Below are 26,991 nucleotides of genomic sequence, written 5' to 3' on the forward strand. Positions count from 1 at the left end.
TCCCGGCCGTCGGGCGTCGGCAGTCGACGGTCGGCCGTCCGCGTCGGACTGTCGGACTGTCGGACTGTCGGACTGTCGGACTGTCGGACTGGAGGCGCGGGTCGGCCCCGACGGGCGGCCGCCGGTAGGCTGTCCTCCCGTGGCACTCACCATCGGAATCGTCGGTCTCCCGAACGTCGGCAAGTCGACCCTGTTCAACGCCCTGACCAAGAACCAGGTCCTCGCCGCGAACTACCCGTTCGCGACGATCGAGCCGAACGTCGGCGTGGTGAACCTCCCCGACCCGCGGCTGGACCAGCTCGCGACGCTCTTCAACTCCGAGAAGACCGTGCCGGCCCCCGTGTCGTTCGTCGACATCGCCGGCATCGTCAAGGGCGCGAGCGAGGGCGAGGGGCTCGGCAACAAGTTCCTCGCCAACATCCGCGAGGCCGACGCCATCGCCCAGGTCGTCCGCGGTTTCACCGACGACGACGTCGTGCACGTCGCGAACAAGGTGTCGCCGAAGGACGACCTCGAGGTCATCAACACCGAGCTGATCCTCGCCGACCTCGAGACCATCGAGAAGGCGCTGCCGCGGTACGAGAAGACCGTGAAGCTGAAGCAGGCCGAGCCGATCGTGCTCGAGACCGCTCGTGAGGCCAAGGCAGCGCTCGAGCAGGGCACGCTCCTGTCCGCCACCTCGATCGACCTCGCACCGATCGCCGAGCTCGGGCTCCTGTCGGCAAAGCCGTTCATCTTCGTCTTCAACGTCGACGAGGCGATCCTCACCGACGAGTCCCGCAAGGCCGAACTGTCCGCGCTCGTCGCGCCCGCGCAGGCCGTGTTCCTCGACGCCCAGGTCGAGTCCGAGCTGATCGAGCTCGACCCGGCCGACGCCGCCGAGCTCCTCGAATCGACCGGGCAGACCGAGTCCGGCCTCGACCAGCTCGCCCGCATCGGCTTCGACACCCTCGGGCTGCAGACCTACCTGACGGCCGGTCCGAAGGAAGCCCGCGCGTGGACGATCGGCAAGGGGTGGAAGGCACCCCAGGCTGCCGGCGTGATCCACACCGACTTCGAGAAGGGCTTCATCAAGGCCGAGGTGATCTCGTTCGAGGACCTCATGGCTGCTGGCTCCATCGCCGAGGCCCGTGCGCACGGCAAGGCCCGGATCGAGGGCAAGGACTACGTCATGCAGGACGGCGACGTGGTGGAGTTCCGCTTCAACAACTGACCCGTCGTCCGGTTGTGCGCCTCGGTCCGTCCTCAGCGGGCGTAGGGCCAGTAGCGGAACGTCGACTGCTCGCCACGCCTCTTCTCCGGCAGACGGTGGCCGTACGCGCCGACCGTCTCCTCGAACAGTGCTCCGTCGCTCACGACCTCGAAGCGGAAGCCGCTCCGGCGATGAGTGCCCGACCCTTGGTGCTGCCACGAGCCCGGGACGATCCGGAGGAGTGCGCGAGTCACGCCGCGATGCGCTGCGACGGCGTACTCGATCCCGTGGCGCTCGACCGTGGCTTCGGAGAACTTGAACCACTTCGACGCCGATTGCCCGATCTCCTGGGAGTGCTTCTCGCGCTCCGCCCGCGGGAGCCATTCCGCCTTGTACCCGTAGCCGTCCAGTTCGGAGCCGTCGAGCGCCTCCTCGCGACTGCTGGTCCACGCGCCGAGCGAAATGATGAGCAGGGGTTCGTCCGTCTCGAGCGGCGGCGCTGACATCTCGTCGAGAAGGTCCTGGAGTCGCATGATGCCGTGCCCCTTGGCCGACTCTCGTCGTGCGTTCGTGAGCTGGGCGGCTTGGCCTCCGGGAAGCCGCACGGTTCCTGTGGCCCGTGCGAGGACCGGCATCGAGCGGAGCAGGTCGATGCACGCGGCCTCGACAGACGTGTACTCGACCTTGGACCGCATGCCGTAGCGGACGATCCAGATCTCCGGTTCAGCGCCGAGTTCCCGGATCGCCTTGATCTTGGCGATCTTGTTGCTCGGGGTCTCGGCGCTGTCCGTGAGCAGCGCTTCCCTCCCGTGGGAGGCGAACCGTTCGCCCTTTCCCTTCCCGACGTAGAAGGGCACACCCGTCGCGGGATCGACGAGCATGTAGACGTAGAGCCCGAGTTCGTTCGCTACCTGCTGCTGCACGCTTGGGTCGATCGCGGTCTGCACTGGCATGGTTCTTCCCCCGAGTTGTTGACGTTTACTCAAAGAGCCTAGGGCACGATGTTGGTGAGCGTGACCAACGCGCGGCTTCGCCGGTGACGGTGCTGGGGGATTCGCAGTGCCGTCGCCGGAATCGATCGCACGCCGCCAGGATGGGTACATGACGAACGCGCAGGCGGGCTGGTACGACGACGGTTCCGGGACGATGCGGTGGTGGGACGGCTCCGCGTGGACGGAGCAGGTGCGGCCCGCGGCAGCGCCGTCACCGGGACTCGGCGGGGTGATCGACCGCATCCAGGCCGAGGCCTCCGCCGGTGGGCAGCCGCGCCCTGCTGCAGCCGGTATGAGCTACGTCGTCCTGCAGGTGGTGCTCAAGGAGAAGTTCTTCGGTACCGGGTCCGGCAACCTCACGGAGCTCGAGCGGGCGATCAACGCCCAGGCGGCGCTCGGGTACCGGCTGCACACGATCACCACGTCGTCCTCGGGCAGCACCGGCTTCGGCGGCGGCGACCGGATTCAGGCGACGATGGTCTTCGAGAAGCTCGTCTGACCGCAACCGCGGATGCGTGCGTCGGACCGGCTGGCTTGGCGTCTGTTCGCATCGCCGCGCTAGGTTGGCGCTGAGTCCATCGCCGAGGAGGCCCCATGTCGTACGTCGTCGACTTCGAGCACGTGTCCACCGTCGGGTTGGAGTCCTCGCCGGTCGCGGACGCCCTCGCCGGCCTCCGGGCGAACGAGGCCCGCTACTTCAAGAACAAGTACGACCACGTCTTCACCACCCACCCCGCCGAGGACGTGCCCGACCTGGTCGACTACGTCACGAAGGTCCTCCAGGACGAGCGGGGACTGGCCATCGCCTCGAAGCCGCTCGAAGCCACCGAGGCCTTCGTCGACGGGATCCGTTGGACCCACGTCTTCTACGAGTCCGGACTCGCGGTCAACGTCCTCTACACGTTGGAGCCGGGCGGCAAGCGAGCGGTCGGGTTCAAGCTCTCGGACGGCATGGAGGTGCCGGAGGAGCTGGCGGACAAGTTCAACTTCGCGCGGCAGAAGTCGAAGCTGGCGGGGACGATTCGCGGTTCGTACTTCGTCGTCAAGGGCGAGTACTGACCTCGCGTCGTCCGCGCTGAGCCGATCGTCGTCCGGTTTGGCCACAGAACGCGCTTGCTCGGCCCATGCGCATCACGCCCACCTACCGTCGAGAGGCTAGGAGGCAACGTGAAGTACATCCACTACGACGGCAGCCAGATCCTCACGGGGGACGCGATCGCCGATGCGGTCGCGGACTACGCGGCGATCCTCGGTGCCAACGGCAGGACCGACACCGTTGCGATCCCCGCGGTGGCCGACGACGGCTCGGTGACCCGGACGACGGTGCTGATCGGCCCCGCGAGCGAGCTGACCGTGAGCGCGGCGCCCGACGACGAACTCGAGCCCGAGGACCACGCGTTCATCCGGCGGCTGCGGGACGCTGCGGAGCGAGCGGGGACCGAACGGCCGGTGGACGTCGACGGCGGCCACCGCTTCGCCGACGCCGACGAAGCGAACACGGCGGACGCGGACACGGCGGCCGCGGACACGGCGACCGCGGACACGGCCGCGGCGGACACAGCGGCCGCGGACAAGACCGACTGACCCCACACACGACGAAGGCCGCCGAGCAGTGCTCGGCGGCCTTCGTGTGTGGCGTGCTGGGGCTCAGGCTGCGAGTGCCAGTTCGCCCACGCGGACGGACTGCGCCTGCACGAGCGTGCGGCTCGCCTCGCCGCGCCACGAGCGACCGGGCACGGTCCAGCCGGCCTCGCCGTCGATGTCGACGCGGGCGCCACGGGTGATGAAGAGACCGAGGTCGTCGGCCGGGATGCGGACGAGGTACTCGCGCTGCGAGCGCTCGTCGCGCACACCGAACTCGGCGATGCGGTCGGGGGAGACGGTCGGCGCCGCGAGGGCGGTGCCGGTGATGGTGATTCGTTCGTTGCTGGTCATGGTGTTGCGGTACTTCCTGGTCGTTCGGCGCCCAGGGCGACTCGGTGTCGGCGGACGGCTGAGTCCGGCGCGACGCATCGAGTGCGGGGCGCGCACGTCGAGCTTCGACGTGCAGCTCGTCCGTTCGGATCGAGCGGTGGTCTCGTGGGAATGCGACTCGGGTGAGTCGGCTTCGAGACGGTTCGGTGTGCGCGAGTCAGATGGGTTCGCTGCAGTGCACCAAAAGAGCACTCTACTCGACGATGTCAGGATTGTCCAGGAACGATGTCCAGCGGCTCCCACCTGCAGCGACGTTGCCCGAGCCGTCGAGTCTGGCGGCGGAGGACGACGGCTTGCGACCGGCCTGCTCGTGGATCAGCCCGTCGAACGCCTCGGAGAAGTCGAGGCGGGGGACTGCCGCGGTGACGGCGAGCAGGTCTGACGTCTTCCACCGGGCGAACCCGGCCCCGGAGACGTCGAGCGAGGTCGCGACCTCGAGCAGATGTCCCTCGACGTCGAGCGCGGGGTCGACCGACGTCCACATGTGGCGCTCGATCACCTCACCGACCCGACGGGCACGGGCGGCGTCCCACCCGGCACCGAGGGCGAACACGCTGCCGACCGCACCGCCGGCGTCCTCGAACGGCACGGCGTGGGCGTCGAAGGACGGCGTCACGCCGAGGTCGTGCAGCATCGTGGCGACGAACAGCAGCTCACGGTCCGGTTCGAGCTCGATGGTCGGTGCGAGGAGCGACGCCCACGCCCACGAGCGCAGGCAGTGGTTCACCAGCGCCGGCGAGGACCACGCGCGCACGACATTGAGCGCCCGCGCGGCCACGGGGGAGGGCGGTGCGAGCAGCGCGTCGACGTCCAGGGTCATGGCAAGAAGGTATCGGAGGCGACCGACCGACGGACGGGAGGCGCGGTGCCAGCTGGCACCGCGCCTCCAGGCCGCCTGTTGGTTCAGTTCAGGGTCGGGGTGTCCTCCGGCACGACACCACCGCCGTACAGGTCGGTCGCCAGGTCGCGCAGCGCGCGGAGCGCGACGCGCTGCGTGAGCGGGCCGTAGGAGATGCGGGCGACCCCGAGGGCCTCGTACTCGGCGCCCGGCAGGGCGCCCGGCAGCCCGATCACGGACAGCTTGCCGCGACCGAGGCCCGCGACGAGCTGCTCCACGACGTCACGCTGGATGGCTCCCGGCACGAACACCAGCGCGGCGCCGTTGTCGAGGAACGCCTTGCCGCGGGCGATCGCGTCGGCGATGCTCTCCTCGATCGGGCGGTCCCCGCCGCGGGCGATGGCGTCGGTGCGGGCGTTGAGCTGGAAGTCTATGCCCTCGGCCTGGGCGGCGGCGGTGATGGCGGCGACCCGGGCGACGGCCTCGTCGAACGGGCGGAGGCGGTCCTCGACGTTCGCGCCCACGATCCCCGCAGCGATCGCCCGGCGGATCGTCTCGGCCGGGTCCTCGTAGCCGTCGTCGAGGTCCGCCGTGACGGGCAGGTCCGTGGCGGCGGCGACGATCGCGGCGCCCGACAGGGCCAGGTCGAGCGGCATCCCGCCGTCGTCGTACCCGTGCGAGGCGGCGATGGAGTGCCCGGCGGTGGCGATCGCCTTCGTCTCCGGCAGGTCGCTGACGACCTTCGCGCTGATCGCGTCCCAGACGTTGACGACGCGGAGGATCTCCGGTGCTTCGTGCAGCTGCTTGAGGGTGGTCGCCTTGTCGGCGGTGCTCGTGCTCATGACCCAGACAGTAGGCCGACCAGCCCGGGCAGGGATCATCGTGTCCGTCGCGCGACGTCACCGTAGCGTCGAGGACACCACCAGGAAGGACACCGACATGGAGCGTTGGAACGAGGCGATCGCCGCGGTCGAGGAACACCTCGACGGCGGCCCGGACGACACCGTGCTCGACGTGGACGAGCTCGCGCGCATCACCGGGACGAGCGAGTACCACTTCCGGCGGGTGTTCTCCGCGCTCGCCGGGATGCCGCTCTCCGAGTACGTCCGACGTCGGCGGATGACGCTCGCCGCGGCCGTCATCGCCTCGGGGACGACGACCGTCTCGGACGTCGCCGCACGCTTCGGGTACGGCTCGGCCGATGCCTTCGGGCGGGCGTTCCGCGCCGTGCACGGCATCGGGCCGCAGGAGGCGCGCGAGCCCGGCGCAGTGTTCCGGTCGCAGGGTCGGCTGTCCTTCCGTCTCACCGTCGAAGGGAGCACTCCCGTGCAGTACCGCCTTGTCCAGAAACCCGCCTTCCGTCTCATCGGACGCTCGACCCGTGTCCCGCTCGTGTACGAGGGGCCGAACGACGCGATCCAGGCGTTCGAACGCAGCATCACCCCCGAGGACCGGGAGCGCATCGCCGGACTGTCCGACCAGGAGCCGTCGGGCGTGCTGTCGGTGTCCGATGCGTTCGCCGAGGGCCGCGCGGACGGCAGTCTCCTCCGTTACTCGGTGGTCGCCGCCACCTCGGTCGAGAGCGCACCGGGCCTCGACGTCATCGAGGTGCCGGCTGCGACGTGGGTCGTGTTCTCCGGCTCGGGAGCGGTGCCCGAAGCGATCCAGGCGCTGTGGCCGCAGGCGTTCGGGGAGTGGTTGCCCGCCAACCCGTACCGTCTCGTGGCGGCGCCGGAGATCGCTCGTGTCCGGCTCGCACCCGGCGGTCGTACCGCGGAGGCCGAGCTCTGGCTCGCGGTCGAGCCCGAGCCGGGGGCGTGACGCGCATCTGCTGAGCAGCAATGGTCGGGTCGGCGAAGGCAACCCGACCATTTCTGCTCACGATCCGCGCCCCCGGCGTGACCCGCGCACGACGCAGGATGACGGCCGGACTCGCGCCGCGCCTCCAGTCCGATGCATGCTGGGACGCATGGCGCACGACGAGGAGGACCCGGTCGGCACCCTGCGAGGGGTCCGCACGAGCATCAAGTGGACGCGGTACGCGCCCGACGTCCTGCCCCTGTTCGTCGCCGAGATGGACCACGAGGTCGCGCCGGCGATCCGGCAGGCGCTCATCGAGCGGGTGCAGCAGTCCGACCTCGGGTACCTCGACGGGCCCGGGCCGCTCGCACCGGCGTTCGCCGCGTTCGCGAAGGACCGCTGGGACTGGGACGTCGACCCCGCCCGGGTGTCCCTCGCCACGGACGTCAGCGTCGGGATCGTCGAGTCGCTCCGCCTCGCGCTGCCGGACGGCGGCCGGGTCGCGATCACGCCGCCGGTGTACCCGCCGTTCTTCGAGCTCGTCGAAGAGGCCCGATGTCAGGTGGAAGAGGTCCCGCTGCTCGAGCAGTGGGGCGTCTACCGGCTCGACCTCGAGGGCCTCGAGCGCGCCTTCGCCGACGGCGTCCGCGTCTTCCTGCTCTGCAACCCGCACAACCCCGTCGGCCTCGTGCACGACCACGACGACCTCCTGGCGCTCGCCGAACTGGCCGCACGGTACGACGTCCTCGTCATCAGCGACGAGATCCACGCACCGCTGACGCACCCCGGCGTCCGCTTCACCCCGTTCGCCGCGGTTGCCGAGCCCGCCGGGGCGCGGAGCATCTGCGTCACGAGCGCGAGCAAGGGCTGGAACCTCGCCGGGGTGAAGTGCTCGATCATCGTCGCCGGGGACGCACGGACGGCAGCGCTCCTCGACACGCTCTGGGAGGAGGTCGCCTGCCGCACGAGCATCCTCGGGTTGCACGCGAACCTCGCGGCGTTCAGCCTGGCGACGGACTGGCTCGACGACGTGGTCGCCCGGATCGTCGCGAACGAACGGCTGCTCGGCTCCCTCCTCGCGGAGCACCTGCCCGGCGTCGTGTACACCCGGCCCCGCGCCGGCTACCTGGCGTGGCTCGACTTCCGCGGCATCGGGCTCGGGGACGACCCGGCCGTGCCGCTCCGGGAGCACGCCTACGTCGCGTTGAACTCCGGCCTCGGGTTCGGATCGCAGGGCCGCGGGTTCGCGCGGCTCAACCTGGCGTGCTCGCCGGACACGCTGCGCGAGGCGGTGCTGCGGATCGCGGCGGCCTACCCGTCGAGTGCGCAAGAGGGGCTGGTCTGGCACGTCGCGTGAGCGACGGGCTGGTGTCGGCCGTCAGCTGCTGGCTGTCGGCTGTCGGCTGTCGGCTGTCGGCTGTCGGCTGTTGCCGTCGGCCTGGAGGCACGGGTCGGCTACTCGGGTCGGCGCGCCTCGACGAGGTGACGGGCTGAGGACGCCACGAACGGTCCGTCCCGCTGGATCAGCTCGTGCAGGTCGCGCAGACGGTCGCGGTACCGCTCGACGCTGAAGTCCGGCACCCACCAGATCACCTTCCGCAGCAGGTAGACCACCGCCGCGACGTCGTGGATCTCGATGCGGGTACGAGCGGTCCGGAGGTCCACGACCTCGAGGCCGGCGGCGCGCGCGGCGTCTGCCTCGTCGTCGTGGTGACGCCCCCGACGCTCGATCGGCTTCGGGCCGAGGAAGAACTCGATGAGCTCGAACACGCTCGCCGGGCCGACGTGCTGGGCGAAGTACGCGCCTCCGGGGGCGAGTACCCGGGCGATCTCGTCCCAGTGGATCGAGGCGGGGTGCCGGCTCGTCACGAGGTCGAAGGCGCCGTCGGCGAAGGGCAGCGGCGGTTCGTCCGGGTCAGCGACGATGACCACTCCGCGCGGGTGCAGGAGCCGAGTGGCGGCGGCGACGTTCGGCGCCCAGGACTCCGTCGCGACCGCCGTGGCCGGGAACGCCGTGGCCTCGGCGAGGACCTCACCACCGCCGGTCTGCACGTCGAGGCTGGCGGAACCGGGGACCTCGGCGAGGCGGCCGAGTCGCTCGCCGAGCAGCTTCGCGTAGCCCCAGGGCGGGCGCTCCTCGGTGGCGCGGCCGTCGAGCCACGAGAAGTCCCAGCCGGTGACGTCGGCGGCTTCGCCGATCGCGATCAGGTCGTCGAAGGTCGTGGTGCTCACGCGGTCCATGGTGGCGTCTCCCCGACGAGGGCGCCAGCTCGTCGCAGCTGCTCGCTGACGGGGAGCGTCAGGCCACGTACTGGTTGCGTCCGACGACGCGGATCGTCAGGTCGACCTCGCGCGCGGGCACCTCTTCGGTGAGCCCGATCCACTCGCGGGCGACGAATCCGACGGAGGGCCACCGGGTGACCTCGGTCACCAGGAACCCGTCGATGAACACCTGCCACGCGCCGCGTTCGCGGACGGCCTGCACCTCGTGTGTCGCCATGCCGCGAGCGTACCGGGTCGGTACCGCTCCGTGGCGGCTCCGCTCAGAGGTCGAGTGTCATGTGGACGTCCGCGCGGGCGTAGGGGCTGGGCGCGACCTCGTCGTGGCCGAGGTGCCGGAACCCGAACGCCTCGTACAGGTGCACGGCGCTGGCCAGCTGCGCGTTGCTCTCCAGCACCACCCGGTGCGCACCGATCGCCCGGGCACGTTCGAGTGCCGCGGCGATGAGCTTGCGGCCGGTGCCGTGCCCCTGGTGCTCGGGCGAGACGGCCATCTTGACCAGCTCGAACACCCCGGGCCCGACGGGCGCGATGCCGACGCAGCCGATGACCGGCCCGTCCGATCCGAGCCGTGCGACGAAGGCGGCGCCGCCGGGCTCGACGATCTGGCCGAGCGGGTCGCCGAGGAGCTTCCGGTCCTCGTCCTCGAGCGTGAAGAACCGGCTGATCCAGGCCTCGTTGAGGACGCGGAACGCCTCGGCGTCGGCAGCGGAGGCGATGTCGGTGATGAGGACGGCGTCAGTGGTGGTCGCATCGGGCATGCACCCATCCTCGGACGCCGTGCCGAGTCCCGTCCAATACTCGTTCGAGCGGATCGATACGCTGTGTGCATGGATCGCGAGCCCGACGTCGACCTCCGGCAGCTCCGGGCGTTCCTCGCCGTGGCCGACGAACTGCACTTCGGACGTGCTGCCGAGGCACTCCGGATCGCGCAGCCGGCACTGTCGCAGCAGATCCGGCGGACGGAACGGGCGCTCGGCGTCGACCTCTTCGTGCGGACGAGTCGCAGCGTCGCGCTCACCCCGGCCGGGCGGGTGCTGCAGGGACGGGCACGATCGCTCCTGCAGCAGGCTCGCCGGGACCTCGACGAGACCGTGCGGGTGGGCCGGGGCGAAGCGGGTCGGCTCGACGTCGGGTTCGTCGTCTCCGCGCTGCCGCTCGGTCCGATCGAACGCGTGCAGGTGTTCCGGGAGCATTACCCGCTCGTCCGCGTGGAACTCACCGAGGGCTACTCGTCGACCCTGCTGGCGCGGATCGTCCGCGGGGAGCTCGACCTGGCGATCGTGCGCGATCCCGATCCCGACCCGGCCGTGCGCTTCCTGCCGTTCCGCAGCGAGCGGTTCGTGGCAGCGGTCCCGCGTGGGCACCGGCTCGCGGCGCGGGCATCGATCCGGGGACCGGAGTTGCTCGACGACCCGTTCGTGTTCTTCCCGGCGGAGGCCGGATCGGTCGCGACCGAACGCAACCTCGCCCCGGTGGTGTCCGGCGCCCGGCGACCCGTGGTCGTGCAAGAGGCCACCACCTGGGCCACGCTGCTGCACCTGGTCGGTGCCGGCCTCGGGGTGACGGTGGCGCCGGAGAGCGCCACGCTCGCCGCTCCGGACACCGTCGTGCTGTTGCCGCTCGAGGCGGACGACCACCGGAGCGAGCTCGTCTGGGCCGCCCGCGCCGACGACGACCGCGAGATCCTGCGGAACTTCATCGCCGCGACGGAGTGAGTCCGCAGCGCCGGGCCCCTCACGCCAGCGGCAGCACCGGTGCCCGCTGGTCCCCGAGCTCGTCCACCCGCCAGGGTCGAGTGCCGCGCAGCGTCAGGCCGAGCTGCGCGAGCACGAAGCCCACGTGCGGTTCGACGTCCGGGTCCCACGGCCCCTCGACGCCGAGCCCGAACGCGCCGAGCTCGTCGTCCGCCTCGTCGCGAAGGGTCAGGCGCCACCGGCCGTCCCCGAGTTCCTCGACGACGGCCCACCGGGCGGTGCTGAACCGGCTCACGCGGTCTTCGCCACGTCCTCGGTGAAGTTCCGCACCCGCTGCAGGAGTGCTTCGCCGCGCATCGCGATCGTCGCCGGCGGGTTGAGGTGCGGCGGCGCGGTGCGGATCAGCATCGGGCACCCGAGGTCCTCGCAGATGTAGGAGCCGATGGTGTTGCCGTTCCGCCCCGATTCTCCGGCGCGCGCGGCCGAGAACAGGCGGACCTGCGTCGCCGGCTGCGGGGAGTGGCAGAACGAGCACATCGCGGCGATCCCGGGGCGGAGGGACCCACCGGCGGAGCGCACGACGATCCCGACCGGGCGGTCGTCGATCCAGGACACGATGTAGCCGCGGCGGGCGGCCTGCGGATCGCGCCACCCGAGGAACTCGCGCTCGTCCCACAGCGTCTCGTGCAGGCCGGGGATGGGCAGCTGGGCGAGTTCGTCCGGGGTGGCGTTGACGAACGACGAACGGATGTCTGCTTCGGTCAGTGGCTTCACGGTGCCATCACCATATGCCCCACCGCCGACACGCGTCAGGACCCCAGACGGGAGGCGCGGATCGCCCCGAGCGCGCTCGTCCCGTCCGCCACCAGGACGGCTCGCCGCAGCGCGTCGCGTCCGACACGTCGGGCGGCCGCGTCGTCGGCGGCGAACTCCACGAGGACGCGCGTCGAGCGCGCCATGGCGCGCGCGCCGGGGATCCACGGGACCGCACGCTCGATCGACTCGGCGATCCCGACCGCGACCGCGTGGCGCTGGGTCAGGTGCGCGCGTTCGTGGGCGACCACGGCCTCCAGCTCGTCGGTGCGCAGACGGTCCGCGAGCCCGGTGCTCACGAGCACGCCGCCGGACCTGCCGGGGACGGCGCAGGCGAGTGCGTGGTCCGCCTCGAGGACGGACACCGGCGTGCCGTCGATCTCGCGGTGCGGTGCCGCACCGGAGCGCATCGCCTCGCGAACGGCCTCGTGCTCGGGGCCGGGCCGGACCCGGACCGCGATCACGAACGCGAGCACGGCGAGCAGGGCGACCCCGACGTTGAGGCCGTGCGTGGGGGAGCCGCCGAAGCCCATCGGGTCGGTGATCGGGCGGTTCGCCACGACGAGCAACGTGATGCCCGCGACGAAGCCGACCACGCCGAGCAGCACCGCCACCGACCAGCACACCAGCGCTGTTCGCGGCCGGTCGATCGTCCACGCGGAGCGGGTCAGGACCCGGGGCGCGAGGACCACGACCGCCAGGGCGAGCGCGATGAGGACGACTCCGGTGACGACCACGGCGGATCCGTCAGGAACGGGCTCGGGCGTCGAGGGCGCGGCGGATGACGTCGAGGTCGTCGGAGGCGAGCGACCCGGTGAACTGCAGCAGGGCGGCTTCGCGGTCGGTCGCGGCGGCGAGGGCGTTCGACATGAGGGAGGCGGTCTGCTCCTCCCTGCTGTTCGTCGCACGGAAGGTGAGCGGTGCGTCGTCGTGCTGCTGCCGCTCCACCCGTCCCTTGCGACCGAGGCGGTCGAGCACGGTGAGCACGGTCGTCAGTGCGGGCCGGGGTTCCGGGAAGGCGTCGAGCACCTGGCGCGCGCTGAGCCCGCCGTCCGCCGACCAGAGCGCGTCGAGCACCGCCTGCTCGAGCTGCCCTCGGGGGCGTGATCGCTGACCTGCCATCCCCGCATTCTACGAGATGTCGAACCACCGGGTCCGTCACATGCCCGAAACGCGGGGTCGGTATGATCGGCCCGACAACTGAAGACCGGCCGTTCATCCGCCGCGGGAGACGTCGTGCGGTGCCCTGGGCACCCTGCACGGCACCGAAGGAGCAATCCCCCCGACAATCTCTCAGGTCCCACACCGCAGCGGACAGGCCACTCTGAAAAGCAGCCACGATGCCCCCACCGGGTCGGTCCGTGGCTCGCCCACGGTGAAAGCCGCCGGACCTCACGGGCCGCGGTGAAACTCTCAGGCCCATGACAGAGGGGGAGTTCCGCCCGACGACGGTCGTCGGGTCCTGCCGATGCCAGGAGAACTCCGCCCATGCCAACGTCCCCACTGCGCTCGTCGCCGCTGGAGCCCGCCCACGAAGCCGCCGGCGCCACCTTCACCGACTTCGCCGGGTACCGGATGCCCGTCCGGTACTCGTCCGACCTCGCCGAGCACCACGCCGTGCGTCAGGCCGCCGGTGTCTTCGACCTCTCGCACATGGCCGAGATCGGCGTCACCGGTCCGCAGGCCGTGGCCTTCCTCGACCACGCACTCGCCGGGTCGTTCGGCGCGATGCCGGTCGGACGGGCGAAGTACTCACTCCTCCTCGCCGAGGACGGCGGCATCCTCGACGACCTCGTCGTCTACCGCACCGACGAGGACGTCTTCCTCGTCGTCGCGAACGCGTCGAACCGGCAGGTCGCGGTGGACGCCCTGACGGCACGGGCCGACGGCTTCGACGTCGAGGTGTCGGACGACTCGGACACCACCGCACTGGTCGCGATCCAGGGCCCGGCCGCTGCCGGGACGCTCGACGCGATCGTCGTCGCCGACCGGCTCCAGCCGGAGAGCCCCCTCGACGAGCTCGGGTACTACCGGGCACTGCACGCGGTGTTCGACGGCGCCGAGGTCCTCGTCGCCCGCACCGGCTACACCGGCGAGGACGGCTTCGAGGTCTACAGCGACCCGTCCGTCGCCGGAGCGCTCTGGGACGCCCTGCTCGAGGCCGGCGCCGACCGCGGGGTCGTGCCCGCCGGCCTCGCCGCCCGCGACACCCTCCGGCTCGAGGCGGGCATGCCGCTCTACGGGCACGAGCTCGGCACCGACGTCCGTCCCGCCCAGGCCGGCCTCGGCCGGGTCGTGGCCAAGGACGGCGACTTCGTCGGCGCCACCGGCGTCACCCCGTCGGACGACGCCCGCGTGCTCGTCGGCCTGGTCACCGAGGGCCGCCGGGCCCCGCGTGCCGGGTACGACGTCGTGCAGGACGGCGTCGTCGTCGGCACCGTCACCTCCGGTGCGCTCTCGCCGACCCTCGGCCACCCCGTCGCGATGGCGTTCGTCGACCCGGCGCTCGCCACCGAGGGACAGCTCCTCCACATCGACGTCCGCGGAACGGCCATCCCCAGCACCGTCACCGCGTTCCCCTTCTACCGCCGCGCCTCGAAAGGCTGATGCAATGACCGACCAGACCGCACTCCAGTACACGGCCGACCACGAGTGGCTGCTCGTCGAGGGCGACACCGTCACCGTCGGCATCACCGACCACGCCGCCGAACAGCTCGGTGACGTCGTCTACGTCGAGCTCCCCGCCGTCGGCACCGCCACCACCGCGGGCGAGCAGATCGGCGAGATCGAGTCGACCAAGAGCGTCGGCGAGCTCTTCGCCCCGATCGAGGGCGAGGTCGTGGCGATCAACGACGCCGTCGTCGACGCCCCCGACACCGTCAACCAGGACCCGTTCGGCGCCGGCTGGCTCGTCAAGATCAAGGTGGACGCCACCTCCTTCCCCGAGGACCTCATGGACCACGACGCGTACCGGGCGTCCATCGCATGACCGGCGACCTCCAGAACCTCCAGACGTCCTTCGCCGACCGCCACATCGGCACCACCCCGGCCGACCAGCGGACGATGCTCGACGCCGTCGGCCAGCCGTCCCTCGACGCCCTCGTCCGAGCCGCGATCCCCGAGGCGATCCACGCGGCGCCGACCGTCCACTCGGGCATCCCCGCCGCGATCGGTGAGACCGAGGCGCTCGCCGAACTCCGGGCCAAGGCCGCCCGCAACACCGTCCGTCGCGCCATGATCGGGCTCGGGTACCACGGCACCCACACCCCCGCGGTGATCCAGCGGAACGTGCTCGAGAACCCCAGCTGGTACACGGCCTACACGCCCTACCAGCCGGAGATCTCGCAGGGCCGGCTCGAGGCGCTCATCAACTTCCAGACCATGGTCTCGGACCTGACGGGCATGGCGACCGCCGGCGCCTCGATGCTCGACGAGGGCACGGCCGTGGTCGAGGGCATGCTCCTCGCCCGCCGGGCGTCCAAGGTCAAGGGTGACGCGTTCCTCGTCGACGCCGACCTGCTGCCGCAGACCCGTGCGCTGCTCGACCACCGTGCCGAGGCCGTCGGCATCGTCCTGCGCGGGTTCGACGCCGTGGCCGGACCGACCGACGAGCAGCTCGACGGCGCCTTCGGCGTCATCGTGCAGTACCCCGGTGCCTCCGGTCGGATCGTCGACCCGTCGTCGGTCATCGAGCGCGTGCACGCCGGTGGGGGCATCGCGGTCGTCGCGGCGGACCTCCTCGCGATGACGCTCCTCGCCAGCCCCGGCGACCTCGGCGCCGACGTCGCCGTGGGCACGAGCCAGCGCTTCGGCGTCCCGCTCGGCTTCGGTGGCCCGCACGCCGGGTACCTCGCCGTCCGTGCCGGCCTCGAGCGCCAGCTGCCCGGCCGCCTCGTCGGGGTGTCCTTCGACGCCGACGGGCAGATGGCCTACCGCCTCAGCCTGCAGACCCGCGAGCAGCACATCCGCCGCGAGAAGGCGACGAGCAACATCTGCACCGCGCAGGTCCTGCTCGCCGTGATGGCCTCGATGTACGCCGTGTACCACGGTCCCGAGGGGCTCCGCTTCATCGCGGACCGCGTCGCCCGGACGACGTCGGCGCTCGCCGCGGCCGCCCGTGACGCCGGGCTCGAGGTCGTGCACGACGCGTTCTTCGACACGCTCACCCTCCGCGCCCCCGGACGCGCCGAGGCACTCGTCGCCGCGGCCCGTGACGCGGACCGCCTGCTGCACCTCGTCGACGCCGACACCTTCCAGCTGTCCGTCGACGAGACGACGACGCCCGAGGACGTGACGGCCCTCGCCGTCGTGTTCGGCGCGGTCGACGCGACCGTCCCGGCGACGGAGACCGCCGTGCGGGACGCGGCCACGCGCCTCCCGTCCGACCTGCTGCGGAGCAGCGAGTACCTGACGCACCCGGTCTTCAGCGCGCACCGCAGCGAGACCCGCATGATGCGCTACCTCAAGCACCTCGCCGACAAGGACTACGCGCTCGACCGCGGCATGATCCCGCTCGGCAGCTGCACGATGAAGCTCAACGCGGCGACCGAGATGGCTGCCGTGACGTGGCCGGAGTTCGCGAACATCCACCCGTTCGCGCCGCGCGCCGACGTCGAGGGCTACCTCGACATGATCGGCGACCTCGAGTCCTGGCTGGCCGAGGTCACGGGCTACGACACGGTCTCCCTGCAGCCGAACGCGGGCAGTCAGGGCGAACTCGCCGGACTCCTGGCGATCCGCGGGTACCACCGGTCCCGCGGCGACGAGTCCCGCACGGTCTGCCTCATCCCGTCGAGCGCGCACGGCACGAACGCCGCGTCGGCCGTCCTCGCCGGCATGCAGGTCGTCGTGGTCGCCTGCGACGAGAACGGCAACGTCGACCTCGACGACCTCCGTGCGAAGACCGAGCAGCACGGCGACCAGCTCGCCGCGCTCATGATCACGTACCCGTCCACGCACGGCGTCTACGAGCACGACATCCGCGAGATCTGCGCCGCCGTGCACGACGCCGGTGGCCAGGTCTACGTCGACGGCGCGAACCTCAACGCGCTGCTCGGCCACGCTCGGTTCGGCGACTTCGGCGGGGACGTCTCGCACCTCAACCTGCACAAGACGTTCTGCATCCCGCACGGTGGCGGCGGGCCCGGGGTCGGTCCGGTCGCGGCGAAGTCGCACCTCGCACCGTTCCTGCCGGGCCACCCGTTCGCGCAGGACGCCGACCGTCGCACCGGCTCCGTGCGCGCCGAGGGTTCCGACCGCGACGCGCACGCCGGTGGCCCGGTCAGTGCAGCGCCGTACGGCAGCCCGAGCATCCTGCCGATCACGTGGACGTACGTCCGGATGATGGGGCTCGAGGGGCTCACCCGTGCGACCGAGGCCGCGGTGCTCGGGGCGAACTACATCGCCGCACGCCTGCGCGACGCGTTCCCGGTGCTCTACACGGGGGAGTCGGGTCTCGTCGCGCACGAGTGCATCCTCGACCTCCGCCCGCTCCGGGACACGACGGGCATCACGGTGGACGACGTCGCGAAGCGCCTGGTCGACTACGGGTTCCACGCCCCGACGATGTCATTCCCGGTCGCGGGCACGCTCATGGTCGAGCCGACCGAGAGCGAGGACCTCGCCGAGCTCGACCGTTTCGTCGACGCGATGCTCGCCATCCGTGCCGAGGCCTCGGCGGTCGAGCGCGGGGAGTGGCCGGCGGACGACAACCCGCTCGTGCACGCCCCGCACACCGCGTCGTCGGTGATCTCGGGGGAGTGGACGCACGCCTACACCCGCGAGCAGGCGGTGTACCCGCTGCCGGGCATCAGCGCCCGGAAGTACTGGCCGCCGGTGCGCCGGATCGACCAGGCGTACGGCGACCGGAACCTCGTGTGCGCCTGCCCGCCGGTCGAGGCGTTCGCCTGATCCCGAGCCCGCGTAGCGTGTGCCCCGTCCGGTGTCCCGGGCGGGGCACACTGCTGTGCGCGGGCAGGCAATCGGCTTGCACAGAGTTGTGCACGGACGCAAGCATCTCGATGCGGTTGCAACAATCTCGCCCCGGCGTCCGCGATCCGCCCGAATCTTGCATCCTCTCGCAAGGATCGTGCAACTTGGTTTCCGATTTGTAACCGATCTCCCCTGGGCTTGGTGAGCACTCCCCACACTGCCTACAGTGCAAAGGTCAAACGTGGCGAGCAGGCACCCGTGCGCCCGCCGCGTCCCATGCACCAGGAGGAATCTTGATCAAGAAGCGCGCTGGGCTCGCAGCCCTCGCCGTGCTCGGGGCCACAGCAATCGCCCTGGCCGGCTGCTCCAGCAACAGCAGCAGTGGAGGTGACAAGGCGGGCTCGACGAACGCGTCCGGCATCGTCACCACCAACGGCAACGAGCCCCAGAACCCGCTCATCCCCTCGAACACCACCGAGGTCGGCGGCGGCAAGATCATCGACTCGATCTTCGAAGGCCTGGTGTCCTACGACGCCAAGGGCAAGCCGGTGAACGAGGTCGCGAAGAGCATCGACACCGATGACTCGAAGACGTTCGACATCAAGCTCAACACGGACTACACTTTCACCAACGGCGAGAAGGTCACGGCCGAGTCGTTCACGAAGGCGTGGAACTGGGCCGCCCAGTTCTCGAACAAGCAGGGCGCGAGCTACTTCTTCGAGAACATCGAGGGCTACGACGCCACGAAGGACTCCGAGCTCACCGGCCTCAAGGTCGTCAGCGACGACGAGTTCACCGTGACGCTCAAGTCGGCGCAGTCGGACTTCCCGCTGTCGCTCGGCTACTCGGCGTTCGTGCCGCTGCCCTCGGAGTTCTACAAGGACACCAAGGCCTTCGGTGAGAACCCGATCGGCAACGGCCCGTACAAGCTCGACGGCAAGGGTGCGTGGACGCACAACCAGTCGATCAAGCTCGTCACCAACAAGGACTACGAGGGCAAGCGCAAGCCGAAGAACGGTGGCCTGACGGTCACGTTCTACACCTCGCAGGACACCGCGTACTCCGACGCGCAGGGCGGCAACCTCGACGTCCTCGACGCCGTGCCGGACAGCGCCTTCGCGACCTACAAGTCCGACTTCCCGGACTCGAACGTCAACCAGGCCGCCGCGATCTTCCAGGCGATCTACCTGCCCTACTACCTCGACCACTGGAAGGGTGAAGAGGGCAAGCTCCGCCGCGAGGCGATCTCGATGGCGATCAACCGCAAGCAGATCACCGACAAGATCTTCGACGGCACCCGCACCCCGGCCAAGGACTTCACCTCCCCGGTGATCGCCGGCTGGAACGACGACCTCGACGGTTCGGACGTCCTGACCTACGACAAGTCGAAGGCCAAGGAGCTGTGGGCCGAGGCCGACAAGATCTCGAAGTACAACGACACCCTCACCATCTCGTACAACGCCGACGGCGGACACGAGGCGTGGGTGACCGCGGTCACGAACTCGATCTCGAGCACGCTCGGCATCAAGGCCGAGGGCAAGGCGTACCCGACCTTCGCCGAGGCCCTCGCGGTCCAGACGGACGACAAGCTCACGGGCGGCAGCCGTACCGGTTGGCAGGCGGACTACCCGTCGCTGTACAACTTCCTCGGCCCGACCATGGGTGACGGCTCGTCGAGCAACTACTCGCGCTACGACTCGGCCGAGTACAACGAGCTCCTCCAGAAGGGCCGTTCGGCCGCGACCGTCGAAGAGGGCAACAAGTTCTTCGACCAGGCGCAGGAGCTCCTGTTCAAGGACCTCCCGGAGATCCCGCTGTGGTACTCCAACGTCACCGGCGTGTGGAACGCGGACACCGTGTCGAACGTGAAGTTCGGCTGGAACTCGGTGCCGCTGTACTACGACGTCGAGGTCAAGAAGTAACCTCAGTCTCCTCGTGAGACACATCGCGGACGGGTATCCTGCTCCGCGACCACCGGACGGGGGTTCGGGAGCCCACCAGGCTCCCGAGCCCCCGTACCTCGGCGGCAACACCTTCCCCCACCACAGCGGGCGCCGCCGCCCGCACCGGACTCCCGTGCCGACCCGCGGACCGTCCACCCCTCACGACATGAACCTGAACGACATGCGCGTCCCGAACCAGGCAGGGATCTGATGGCCTGGTACCTCGGCAAGCGCCTCCTGCAACTCATCCCCGTGTTCTTCGGGGCCACGTTCCTCATCTACTTCATGGTGTTCTCCCTGCCGGGTGACCCGATCGCCGCCCTGTTCGGTGACCGTCAGCCGTCGCCGCAGGTCATCGAGCAGCTGCGCCAGCAGTACAACCTCGACAAGCCGTTCATCATCCAGTACCTGCTCTGGATCGGCGGCGTGTTCCGCGGTGACCTCGGGCTGACCTACTCGGGTCTGCCCGTGAGCTCGCAGCTCGCGCAGGCCTTCCCGATCACGGCTCGCCTCGCGATCCTCGCCCTGCTGTTCGAGTCGATCGCCGGCATCGTCGTCGGTGTCATCGCCGGTCTCCGCAAGGGCAAGCTCTTCGACGCGACCGCCCTGGTCGTGAGCCTCCTGCTCATCTCGGTCCCGACGTTCGTGGTCGGCTTCCTGCTGCAGTACGTCCTCGGCATCAACCTCGGCCTGTTCCGGGTCACGGTGTCGGGTCAGGCGCCGTGGTCCGAGCTCGTCCTGCCCGCGATCGTGCTGGCGTCGGTGTCGTTCGCGTACATCGTCCGCCTCACCCGCGCGAGCGTCGCCGAGAACGTGTCGGCCGACTTCGTCCGCACCGCGACCGCGAAGGGGCTCCCGCGCCGTCGCGTGGTGGGTGTGCACATCTTCCGCAACTCGCTCATCCCCGTGGTGACCTACCTGGGTGTCGACATCGGCAACCTGATGGTCGGCGCGGTCGTCACCGAGGGCATCTTCAACATCCACGGTGTGGGTGGCACGGTGTTCCAGGCCGTCAAGCTCGGCGAGGGTCCGACCGTCGTGTCGTTCGTCGCCGTGATGGTCATCATCTTCATGCTCGCCAACCTCCTGGTCGACCTGCTCTACGCCGTCCTGGACCCGAGGATCCGCTATGCCAAGTAACGCCGCACCCCGCTCGGCGACGCACTACGTCGCCCCGCTCGAGGAGACCCCGCTCCAGGCGGTCGACCAGGTCAACGAGGACGAGAAGACCCGTTCGACCTGGAGCGACGCCTGGGACTCGATGCGGACCCGTCCGATGTTCTGGGTGTCGTCGGTCCTCATCCTGCTGATCGTCCTCGTGGCGCTCTTCCCGGGGCTCTTCGCCCACGTCGACCCGCGTGCGGCGGACCTGGCGAAGAGCAACGAGGGACCCGAGGCCGGCCACATCCTGGGCTTCAACCGCCAGGGCAACGACGTCTACGCCCGCACCATCTGGGGCACGCGCAACTCGCTCATCGTCGGTGTCGTCGCGACCGTCCTCGTGTCGATCGTCGGCATCGTGATCGGTGCCCTCGCCGGCTTCTTCGGCGGGTGGCTCGACACGATCGTGTCCCGCATCGGTGACATCTTCTTCTCGATCCCGACGGTCCTCGGCGCGATCGTGATCATGTCCGTGATCCCCGCGCGGAACGCCCTGACGGTGTCACTCGTGCTGGCCGTGTTCGCGTGGCCGCAGATCGCCCGCATCATGCGCGGCGCCGTGCTCAGCGCGAAGCAGTCCGACTACGTGACGGCCTCGGCCGCGCTCGGTGTCAGCCGCTTCACCACGCTGGTCCGCCACGTCGTCCCGAACTCGCTCGCACCGGTCATCGTCGTCGCGACGGTGTCCCTCGGCACGTTCATCGTCGCCGAGGCCACGCTGTCCTTCCTCGGAATCGGACTGCCGCAGTCGGCGCTCAGCTGGGGTGTCGACATCGGCAACGCCCAGGCGTCGATCCGCACCGCGCCGTCGACCATCTTCTGGCCGTCCGCCGCCCTGTCCATCACCGTGCTCGCGTTCCTCCTCCTCGGTGACGTGGTCCGCGACGCACTCGACCCGAAGGCGAGGGCCCGCCGATGAGCGAGACACTGACCCAGCCGAACGCCAGCCGTACCGGCGGCTCCGGTGCGCCCCTGCTCGAGATCACCGACCTCGAGGTCGGCTTCAAGACGCAGAACGGCTTCGTCCAGGCGGTCCGCGGTGCCAGCTTCACCCTCGAGCAGGGTGAGCGGCTCGCGATCGTCGGCGAGTCCGGCTCCGGCAAGTCGACGAGCGCCCAGGCGATCATCAAGCTCCTGCCCGGGACCGGCCAGGTCACCGGCGGGTCGATCAAGTTCAACGGGCGCGAGCTCGTCGGCCTGAGCGACAAGGAGATGTCCGAGATCCGCGGGAAGGAGATCGGCTACGTCCCGCAGGACCCGATGTCGAACCTCAACCCGCTGTGGTCGATCGGCTTCCAGGTCGAAGAGGCCATCAAGGCCAACGGCATCGCGACCGGCAAGCACGCCATCCGTGCCCGTGCGGTCGAGGTCCTGCAGGAGGCCGGCCTCGGCGACGCGTCGACCCGCCTGAAGCAGTACCCGCACGAGTTCTCCGGCGGCATGCGGCAGCGCGTGCTCATCGGCATCGGTCTGTCGAGCCGCCCGAAGCTGCTCATCGCCGACGAGCCGACGAGTGCGCTCGACGTCACCGTGCAGCGCGTGATCCTCGACCACCTCGAGACCCTCACCCGCGACTTCGGCACCTCCGTCCTGTTCATCACGCACGACCTCGGCCTCGCTGCCGAGCGCGCCGAGAAGCTCGTCGTGATGTACAAGGGCCAGGTCGTCGAGGCCGGGCCCTCGAAGGAGATCCTGGCGAACCCGCGGCACCCGTACACGCAGCGCCTCGTCGCCGCGGCACCCTCGCTCGCGAGCCGTCGCATCCAGTCCAAGGTGCAGCACCAGCGCGTGGACATCGCGGACGTCGGCAGCGACGACGCCGAGCTCCTCGCCCGCGCCCAGGAGCGCGAGCAGGCACCGGCGAAGGACCTCATCGTGGTGAAGAACCTCGAGAAGGTCTACAAGCTGCGCGGCAAGAACCTCGCCTCCCGCGAGCTGAAGGCCGTCGACGACGTCTCGTTCTCGATACCGAAGGGCACCACCACGGCGCTCGTCGGCGAGTCCGGTTCGGGCAAGTCGACCGTCGCGAAGCTCGTCCTGCAGCTCGAGGCCATCACGAGCGGCACGGTCCAGTTCGACGGCATCGACATCGGCGCGCTGAAGGGCAAGGACCTCTTCGACTTCCGCCGCCGCGTGCAGCCGGTCTTCCAGGACCCGTACGGCTCGCTGGACCCGATGTATAACGTCGGGAACACGATCGCCGAGCCGCTGCACACGCACAAGGTGGGCGACAAGGCGTCCCGCCGGGCCCGCGTGCTGGAGCTGCTCGACCAGGTCGCGCTGCCGAAGTCGATGGTCAACCGCTACCCGAACGAGCTCTCGGGCGGGCAGCGGCAGCGCATCGCCGTGGCGCGGGCCCTCGCGCTCAAGCCCGAGGTCATCGTGCTCGACGAGGCGGTCTCCGCGCTCGACGTGCTCGTGCAGGGCCAGATCCTCGACCTGCTCACCGAGCTGCAGTCCGAGCTGGGCCTGACCTACCTGTTCATCACGCACGACCTGGCCGTCGTCCGCCTCGTGGCGGACAACGTCTGCGTCATGCGCAAGGGACAGATCGTCGAGAAGGCGACCACCGACGAGGTCTTCGCCAACCCGCGCGAGCAGTACACGAAGGACCTGCTGGACGCCATCCCCGGCGCCGGGTTCGAGTTCGGACGCTGATCCCGCTGGACACGAACGAGGCCGGACGCACCGTCGTCCTCCGCGCAGGCCGCGGAGGCGCGGTCGCGTCCGGCCTCGTCGCGTTCCTGGCGCTGTTCATGCTCGGCGACGCCGCGGTGCGGGGGAGCTGGGACGTCGTCCTGCACGCCGTCGGTCCCCTCGCCGCCCTCGTCTGGGTGCTGTGGGTGCTCACCTTCCGCCCGCACGTACGGATCACCGACGACGCGATCACGGTGGTGAACCCGCTCCGGTCCACGACGGTCCCGTGGGGCGCCGTCGAGGACGTCCGGATGCGCTGGCAGATCGTGCTCGACCTCGCCGACGGCCGCCGGCTCACCTGCTGGGGTGGTCCGTCGCTGCCGCGGCCGAAGCCGACCCGACGCGGGGAGCCCCGCGTGCTGCGGCAGCCGGACGAGTTCGTCGCGGTCCGCGACCGCTGGTCGGAACGGCACGGGCGCACGCCCGACGCCCCCGTCGTCCGGGGCTGGGACGTGCCGGCCGTCGCGTCCGGCCTCGCCGTGTTCGCCCTCTGCGTCGTCGCGATCGTCGTCTGAGACGTCCCGACAGGACGGACGGGAGGCGCGGTGCCAGCTGGCACCGCGCCTCCCGTCCGTCACACGGAACGTCAGTCGGTCACACCGTCGCCGACACCCGCTCGGTGAGCAGGTGGTTCTGGTCGGTCTGGATGCAGGCCACGCCGCGTCCGTGCACGTCCTGCAGGCGCGGGTCCACCGAACGGCACTGCTGCTGTCGGTCCTCGTCGAGGAGCTGGTACAGCGGGCAACGGGTGCGGAACCGGCACCCGTCGATCCGTTCCGTGGGGGAGGGGAGGTCGCCGTCGAGCAGGATGCGTCCGCGGGCGGCCTCGGCGAACGGGTCCGGCACCGGGACCGCGGACAGCAGGGCCCTGGTGTAGGGGTGCTGCGGGTCGTCGAACACGCGGTCGCCGTCGCCGTACTCGACGATCCGGCCGAGGTACATGACCGCGACGTCGTCGGCGATGTGCCGGACGACCGAGAGGTCGTGCGCGACGAACAGGTAGGACAGGCCCAGGCGGTGCTTGAGGTCCTCGAGCAGGTTGATGACACCGGCCTGCACGGACACGTCCAGCGCCGACACCGGCTCGTCGAGCACGAGGATCTTCGGCTCGACGATGAGCGCGCGGGCGATGCCGATGCGCTGTCGCTGGCCGCCGGAGAACTCGTGGGGGTACCGGTCGATGTAGCTCGGCTCGAGACCGACGAGCTCGAGCGAGTCCCGCACGCGTCGGCGGATCTCGTCCTTCGGCACGCCCTGCACCGTGAGCGGCTCGCCGATCACGGACCCGATGTCGAGTCGGGGGTCGATGGATGCCATCGGGTCCTGGAAGACGACCTGGATGTCGCTCCGGAGCGCACGGCGGTCGGACTTCGACAGGGTGCCGGTGTCGACGCCGTTGACCTTGATGGTGCCCTGCTGCGCGCCGGCGAGCTCGAGGATCTCCATGATCGTCGTGGTCTTACCGCAGCCGGACTCGCCGACGAGCCCGAGGACCTGTCCACGCTTCAGCGTGAGCGAGATCCCGTCGACCGCGTGCACCTCGCCGATGCGCCGGCGGAACAGGGCGCCCTTCGTCAGCGGGAAGGTCTTCACGACGTCGTCGAGCTGCAGCACCACGTCGTCGCCGTGGTCGATCTCGGACTCGGGGACGTCCTCGGGGCGCGGGAAGATCTCGGAGCGGGCGAGCGTGCCGGCGGCGATCTCGTCACGGCGCATGCACGCGGCGGTGTGCTCGTCGTCGAAGGCGCCGTTCGTGATGGTCGGCGTCGCACCGGTCAGGACCGGGTTGTCGTCGCTCGGTGCCACCGACGGGGCGATCAGGGCCGGCTCGCCCTCTCGGCAGGCGTCGAGGACCGCGGGGCAGCGGTCGGCGAACGGGCAGCCGGTCGGCTTCTGGGTGAGCAGCGGCGGGCGGCCGTCGAGCGGGACGAGGCGCTCCGAGCGTGCCGAGGCCATGTTCGGCATCGAGCGGAGCAGGCCGATCGTGTACGGCATGACCGGCTCGCGGAAGAGGGGTTCGACCGGTGCCGTCTCGACGATCCGGCCGGCGTACATCACGGCGACCCGGTCCGCGTTGCCCGCGACGACGCCGAGGTCGTGCGTGATGAGGACGACGGCGGCACCGGTCATGTCCTTGGCGGTCTGCAACACGTCGAGGATCTGTGCCTGGATCGTCACGTCGAGCGCCGTGGTCGGCTCGTCGGCGATGATCAGCTTCGGGTCGTTGGCGATGGCGATCGCGATCATGGCGCGCTGCCGCATGCCGCCGGAGAACTCGTGCGGGAAGGCGTCGAGCCGCCGCGAGGGGTTCGGGATGCCGACGACGCGCAGGAGTTCCTCGGCACGGGCCCGGGCGGCGTGCGCGGTGAGGTTCCGGTCGTGCAGCCGCAGCCCCTCGACGATCTGCTGGCCGATCGTGTACACGGGCGTCAGGGCGGAGAGCGGGTCCTGGAAAACCATCGCGATGTCGCCGCCACGGAGCTTCGACATCTCGCGGTCGTTCAGGCCGAGCAGCTCGCGGCCGTCGAACCGGATGCTGCCCTCGACCTTGGCCGACGACGGCAGCAGACCCATCACGGCCATCGAGGACACCGACTTGCCCGATCCGGACTCGCCGACGATGCCGAGGAACTCGCCCTGGTTGACGGAGTAGTCCACGCCGCGCACGGCGTACACGGGCTTGGAGCCCGGGTTGAACGTGACGGCGAGGTCGGAGACGGTGAGCAGCGGCTCAGTCACGGTTGGCTCCCGAGGTGGGGTCGATGGCGTCGCGCAGGGCGTCGCCGAGCAGGCTGGTGGAGAGGACCGTGGCGACGAGCGTCGCAGCCGGCAGGACGAACAGCCACGGTCGGGTGACCGCGGACTGGCTGCCGGCGGCGAGCAGGGTGCCGAGCGACACGTCCGGCACCTGGATGCCGAAGCCGAAGAAGCTCAGGGCGCTCTCGGAGAGGATCATCGCGCCGACGCCGAGCGTGGCGTCGATGATGAGCAGCGAGGCCACGTTCGGCAGGATGTGCCGCCGGATGATCGTGAACGACGGGACGCCCATGAACCGTGCGGCCTTGACGTAGTCGCGCTCCCGGAGGGACATCGTCTGTCCGCGGATCACGCGGGCCATGATCATCCACCCGAAGATCGCCAGGCCGACGATGAGCGCGAGCCAGCTGAGGTTCTTGAACAGCGGGCTGAGGAGCACGAGCGCGTAGAACGACGGGATGACCAGGAGCAGGTCGATGCCCCACACGAGCGCCCGGTCGACGAACCCGCCGAAGTACCCGGCGATCGCACCGACGATGCCCGCGATGAGGGTCGCGGCGGGACCGGCGATGAGCCCGATGAGCAGGGACTTCTGCAGGCCCACCAGGGTCTGGGCGTAGATGTCCTGGCCGATGTCGTTCGTGCCGAACCAGTGCGAGGCGCTCGGCGGCATGCCGAAGGCGAGCCCGTCGGAGTCGACGGCGTTCCAGTGGTACAGGTACGGACCGACGAAGGCCCAGAGCAGGATGAGGAGGAGTGCACCGCCACCGATGCGGGCACGCCAGGTGCCGAGCACCTTGCGCCAGAGCGGGGTGCGGCCACCCTTCACCTCGACGACGTGCGCCGGCTGCCCGGCGTTGCCGTCACCGGGGTCGCCGGCGGTGGTCGTGGTCGTGGGGTCGAGAACAGACACGGG

At 70.3% G+C, this 26,991-nt stretch carries 28 protein-coding genes and 1 riboswitch; of the genes, 15 read left to right on the top strand and 13 right to left on the bottom strand.

The features are described 5' to 3' along the window. Positions 1-139: 139 nt before the first annotated feature. A complete protein-coding gene (gene ychF / locus JSX79_RS03415; protein WP_229085166.1) occupies positions 140-1,213 on the top strand; it encodes a redox-regulated ATPase YchF in 1,074 nt (357 codons plus the stop codon). Positions 1,214-1,245: 32 nt separating this feature from the next. Here ychF and JSX79_RS03420 read toward each other — a convergent pair whose 3' ends face one another. Continuing rightward, positions 1,246-2,139, bottom strand: a complete 894-nt coding sequence (locus JSX79_RS03420; protein WP_229085167.1) for a GIY-YIG nuclease family protein — start codon at positions 2,137-2,139, stop codon at positions 1,246-1,248. A 154-nt stretch (positions 2,140-2,293) separates the two neighbouring features. On the opposite strand from JSX79_RS03420, the gene JSX79_RS03425 reads away from it, so the two are divergent. The 3 genes from JSX79_RS03425 (at position 2,294) to JSX79_RS03435 (ending at position 3,768) form a co-directional block, all read left to right on the top strand. Next, entirely contained in the window at positions 2,294-2,683 is a 390-nt protein-coding gene (locus tag JSX79_RS03425; RefSeq protein WP_229085168.1) for a DUF2510 domain-containing protein, read from the top strand. 95 nt (positions 2,684-2,778) lie between these two features. Then, on the top strand, positions 2,779-3,243 hold the full coding sequence (locus JSX79_RS03430; protein ID WP_229085169.1) for a phage tail protein: 465 nt from the start codon (positions 2,779-2,781) through the stop codon (positions 3,241-3,243). 108 nt (positions 3,244-3,351) lie between these two features. Continuing rightward, positions 3,352-3,768, top strand: a complete 417-nt coding sequence (locus JSX79_RS03435; protein ID WP_092384254.1) for a hypothetical protein — start codon at positions 3,352-3,354, stop codon at positions 3,766-3,768. 63 nt (positions 3,769-3,831) lie between these two features. Here JSX79_RS03435 and JSX79_RS03440 read toward each other — a convergent pair whose 3' ends face one another. From JSX79_RS03440 to JSX79_RS03450, 3 genes are all read right to left on the bottom strand, one after another. Beyond that, on the bottom strand, positions 3,832-4,119 hold the full coding sequence (locus tag JSX79_RS03440; RefSeq protein WP_071294526.1) for a hypothetical protein: 288 nt from the start codon (positions 4,117-4,119) through the stop codon (positions 3,832-3,834). A gap of 232 nt (positions 4,120-4,351) precedes the next feature. Beyond that, positions 4,352-4,978 carry an HD domain-containing protein gene (locus JSX79_RS03445; protein WP_229085170.1) on the bottom strand — a complete coding sequence of 209 codons (627 nt, stop codon included), beginning with the start codon at positions 4,976-4,978 and terminating at the stop codon, positions 4,352-4,354. Positions 4,979-5,061: 83 nt separating this feature from the next. Next, positions 5,062-5,838: an isocitrate lyase/phosphoenolpyruvate mutase family protein gene (locus JSX79_RS03450; protein WP_229085171.1), complete on the bottom strand. Its 777-nt coding sequence runs from the start codon at positions 5,836-5,838 to the stop codon at positions 5,062-5,064. 97 nt (positions 5,839-5,935) lie between these two features. On the opposite strand from JSX79_RS03450, the gene JSX79_RS03455 reads away from it, so the two are divergent. Continuing rightward, on the top strand, positions 5,936-6,817 hold the full coding sequence (locus tag JSX79_RS03455; protein WP_229085172.1) for a helix-turn-helix domain-containing protein: 882 nt from the start codon (positions 5,936-5,938) through the stop codon (positions 6,815-6,817). Between the two features lie 148 nt (positions 6,818-6,965). Next, positions 6,966-8,153: a MalY/PatB family protein gene (locus JSX79_RS03460; RefSeq protein WP_229085173.1), complete on the top strand. Its 1,188-nt coding sequence runs from the start codon at positions 6,966-6,968 to the stop codon at positions 8,151-8,153. A 98-nt stretch (positions 8,154-8,251) separates the two neighbouring features. Here the strand turns inward: JSX79_RS03460 and JSX79_RS03465 are convergent, their stop codons facing one another. The 3 genes from JSX79_RS03465 to JSX79_RS03475 are packed head-to-tail and all read right to left on the bottom strand — an operon-like array spanning position 8,252 to position 9,837. After that, positions 8,252-9,037: a class I SAM-dependent methyltransferase gene (locus tag JSX79_RS03465; RefSeq protein WP_229085174.1), complete on the bottom strand. Its 786-nt coding sequence runs from the start codon at positions 9,035-9,037 to the stop codon at positions 8,252-8,254. 58 nt (positions 9,038-9,095) lie between these two features. Beyond that, the gene (locus JSX79_RS03470) at positions 9,096-9,296 is read right to left on the bottom strand and encodes a hypothetical protein (protein ID WP_071294532.1); all 201 of its coding nucleotides are present in this window, start codon (positions 9,294-9,296) and stop codon (positions 9,096-9,098) included. Positions 9,297-9,339: 43 nt separating this feature from the next. Then, a complete protein-coding gene (locus JSX79_RS03475) occupies positions 9,340-9,837 on the bottom strand; it encodes a GNAT family N-acetyltransferase (RefSeq protein ID WP_229085175.1) in 498 nt (165 codons plus the stop codon). Between the two features lie 69 nt (positions 9,838-9,906). On the opposite strand from JSX79_RS03475, the gene JSX79_RS03480 reads away from it, so the two are divergent. Further along, positions 9,907-10,794 carry a LysR substrate-binding domain-containing protein gene (locus JSX79_RS03480; protein WP_229085176.1) on the top strand — a complete coding sequence of 296 codons (888 nt, stop codon included), beginning with the start codon at positions 9,907-9,909 and terminating at the stop codon, positions 10,792-10,794. A 19-nt stretch (positions 10,795-10,813) separates the two neighbouring features. On the opposite strand, the gene JSX79_RS03485 is transcribed toward JSX79_RS03480, so the two are convergent. From JSX79_RS03485 to JSX79_RS03500, 4 genes are read right to left on the bottom strand one after another with little or no spacing between them, the layout of a single operon-like run. After that, positions 10,814-11,068, bottom strand: coding sequence for a hypothetical protein (locus tag JSX79_RS03485; RefSeq protein ID WP_071294534.1), 255 nt, complete (start codon positions 11,066-11,068; stop codon positions 10,814-10,816). Beyond that, positions 11,065-11,547 carry an FBP domain-containing protein gene (locus JSX79_RS03490; RefSeq protein ID WP_070416724.1) on the bottom strand — a complete coding sequence of 161 codons (483 nt, stop codon included), beginning with the start codon at positions 11,545-11,547 and terminating at the stop codon, positions 11,065-11,067. Before JSX79_RS03490 ends, JSX79_RS03485 begins: the two co-directional genes overlap by 4 nt. Positions 11,548-11,582: 35 nt before the next feature. Then, positions 11,583-12,323: a M56 family metallopeptidase gene (locus tag JSX79_RS03495; RefSeq protein ID WP_070416723.1), complete on the bottom strand. Its 741-nt coding sequence runs from the start codon at positions 12,321-12,323 to the stop codon at positions 11,583-11,585. A 10-nt stretch (positions 12,324-12,333) separates the two neighbouring features. Continuing rightward, entirely contained in the window at positions 12,334-12,708 is a 375-nt protein-coding gene (locus tag JSX79_RS03500; RefSeq protein ID WP_070416722.1) for a BlaI/MecI/CopY family transcriptional regulator, read from the bottom strand. Between the two features lie 93 nt (positions 12,709-12,801). After that, positions 12,802-12,904, top strand: a riboswitch (glycine riboswitch). 170 nt (positions 12,905-13,074) lie between these two features. On the opposite strand from JSX79_RS03500, the gene gcvT reads away from it, so the two are divergent. The 8 genes from gcvT to JSX79_RS03540 all read left to right on the top strand — a co-directional run bounded on the left by gcvT (position 13,075) and on the right by JSX79_RS03540 (position 23,833). Next, entirely contained in the window at positions 13,075-14,193 is a 1,119-nt protein-coding gene (gcvT, locus tag JSX79_RS03505; protein WP_229085177.1) for a glycine cleavage system aminomethyltransferase GcvT, read from the top strand. A 4-nt stretch (positions 14,194-14,197) separates the two neighbouring features. Then, positions 14,198-14,575, top strand: a complete 378-nt coding sequence (gene gcvH / locus JSX79_RS03510; protein WP_229085178.1) for a glycine cleavage system protein GcvH — start codon at positions 14,198-14,200, stop codon at positions 14,573-14,575. Further along, positions 14,572-17,496, top strand: a complete 2,925-nt coding sequence (gene gcvP / locus JSX79_RS03515; protein WP_229085179.1) for an aminomethyl-transferring glycine dehydrogenase — start codon at positions 14,572-14,574, stop codon at positions 17,494-17,496. The genes gcvH and gcvP overlap by 4 nt, the downstream gene beginning before the upstream one ends. Positions 17,497-17,810: 314 nt before the next feature. Beyond that, positions 17,811-19,439: an ABC transporter substrate-binding protein gene (locus JSX79_RS03520; protein WP_070416718.1), complete on the top strand. Its 1,629-nt coding sequence runs from the start codon at positions 17,811-17,813 to the stop codon at positions 19,437-19,439. 231 nt (positions 19,440-19,670) lie between these two features. Then, positions 19,671-20,600, top strand: coding sequence for an ABC transporter permease (locus tag JSX79_RS03525; protein ID WP_071294538.1), 930 nt, complete (start codon positions 19,671-19,673; stop codon positions 20,598-20,600). Then, positions 20,590-21,540, top strand: a complete 951-nt coding sequence (locus tag JSX79_RS03530; RefSeq protein WP_070416716.1) for an ABC transporter permease — start codon at positions 20,590-20,592, stop codon at positions 21,538-21,540. The genes JSX79_RS03525 and JSX79_RS03530 overlap by 11 nt, the downstream gene beginning before the upstream one ends. Further along, positions 21,537-23,279, top strand: a complete 1,743-nt coding sequence (locus tag JSX79_RS03535; protein WP_070416715.1) for an ABC transporter ATP-binding protein — start codon at positions 21,537-21,539, stop codon at positions 23,277-23,279. Before JSX79_RS03530 ends, JSX79_RS03535 begins: the two co-directional genes overlap by 4 nt. 98 nt (positions 23,280-23,377) lie before the next feature. Continuing rightward, positions 23,378-23,833 (top strand): PH domain-containing protein, encoded by a 456-nt coding sequence (locus JSX79_RS03540; RefSeq protein WP_071302004.1) that lies wholly within the window; start codon positions 23,378-23,380, stop codon positions 23,831-23,833. 79 nt (positions 23,834-23,912) lie between these two features. On the opposite strand, the gene JSX79_RS03545 is transcribed toward JSX79_RS03540, so the two are convergent. Next, a complete protein-coding gene (locus JSX79_RS03545) occupies positions 23,913-26,057 on the bottom strand; it encodes a dipeptide ABC transporter ATP-binding protein (protein ID WP_229085180.1) in 2,145 nt (714 codons plus the stop codon). Continuing rightward, complete coding sequence (locus tag JSX79_RS03550) at positions 26,050-26,988, bottom strand: ABC transporter permease (protein ID WP_083295025.1); 939 nt, start codon at positions 26,986-26,988, stop codon at positions 26,050-26,052. The genes JSX79_RS03545 and JSX79_RS03550 overlap by 8 nt, the downstream gene beginning before the upstream one ends. Positions 26,989-26,991: the final 3 nt, after the last annotated feature.

Source organism: Curtobacterium sp. GD1 (assembly GCF_020882855.1).
In the GTDB taxonomy this organism is placed as follows: domain Bacteria; phylum Actinomycetota; class Actinomycetes; order Actinomycetales; family Microbacteriaceae; genus Curtobacterium.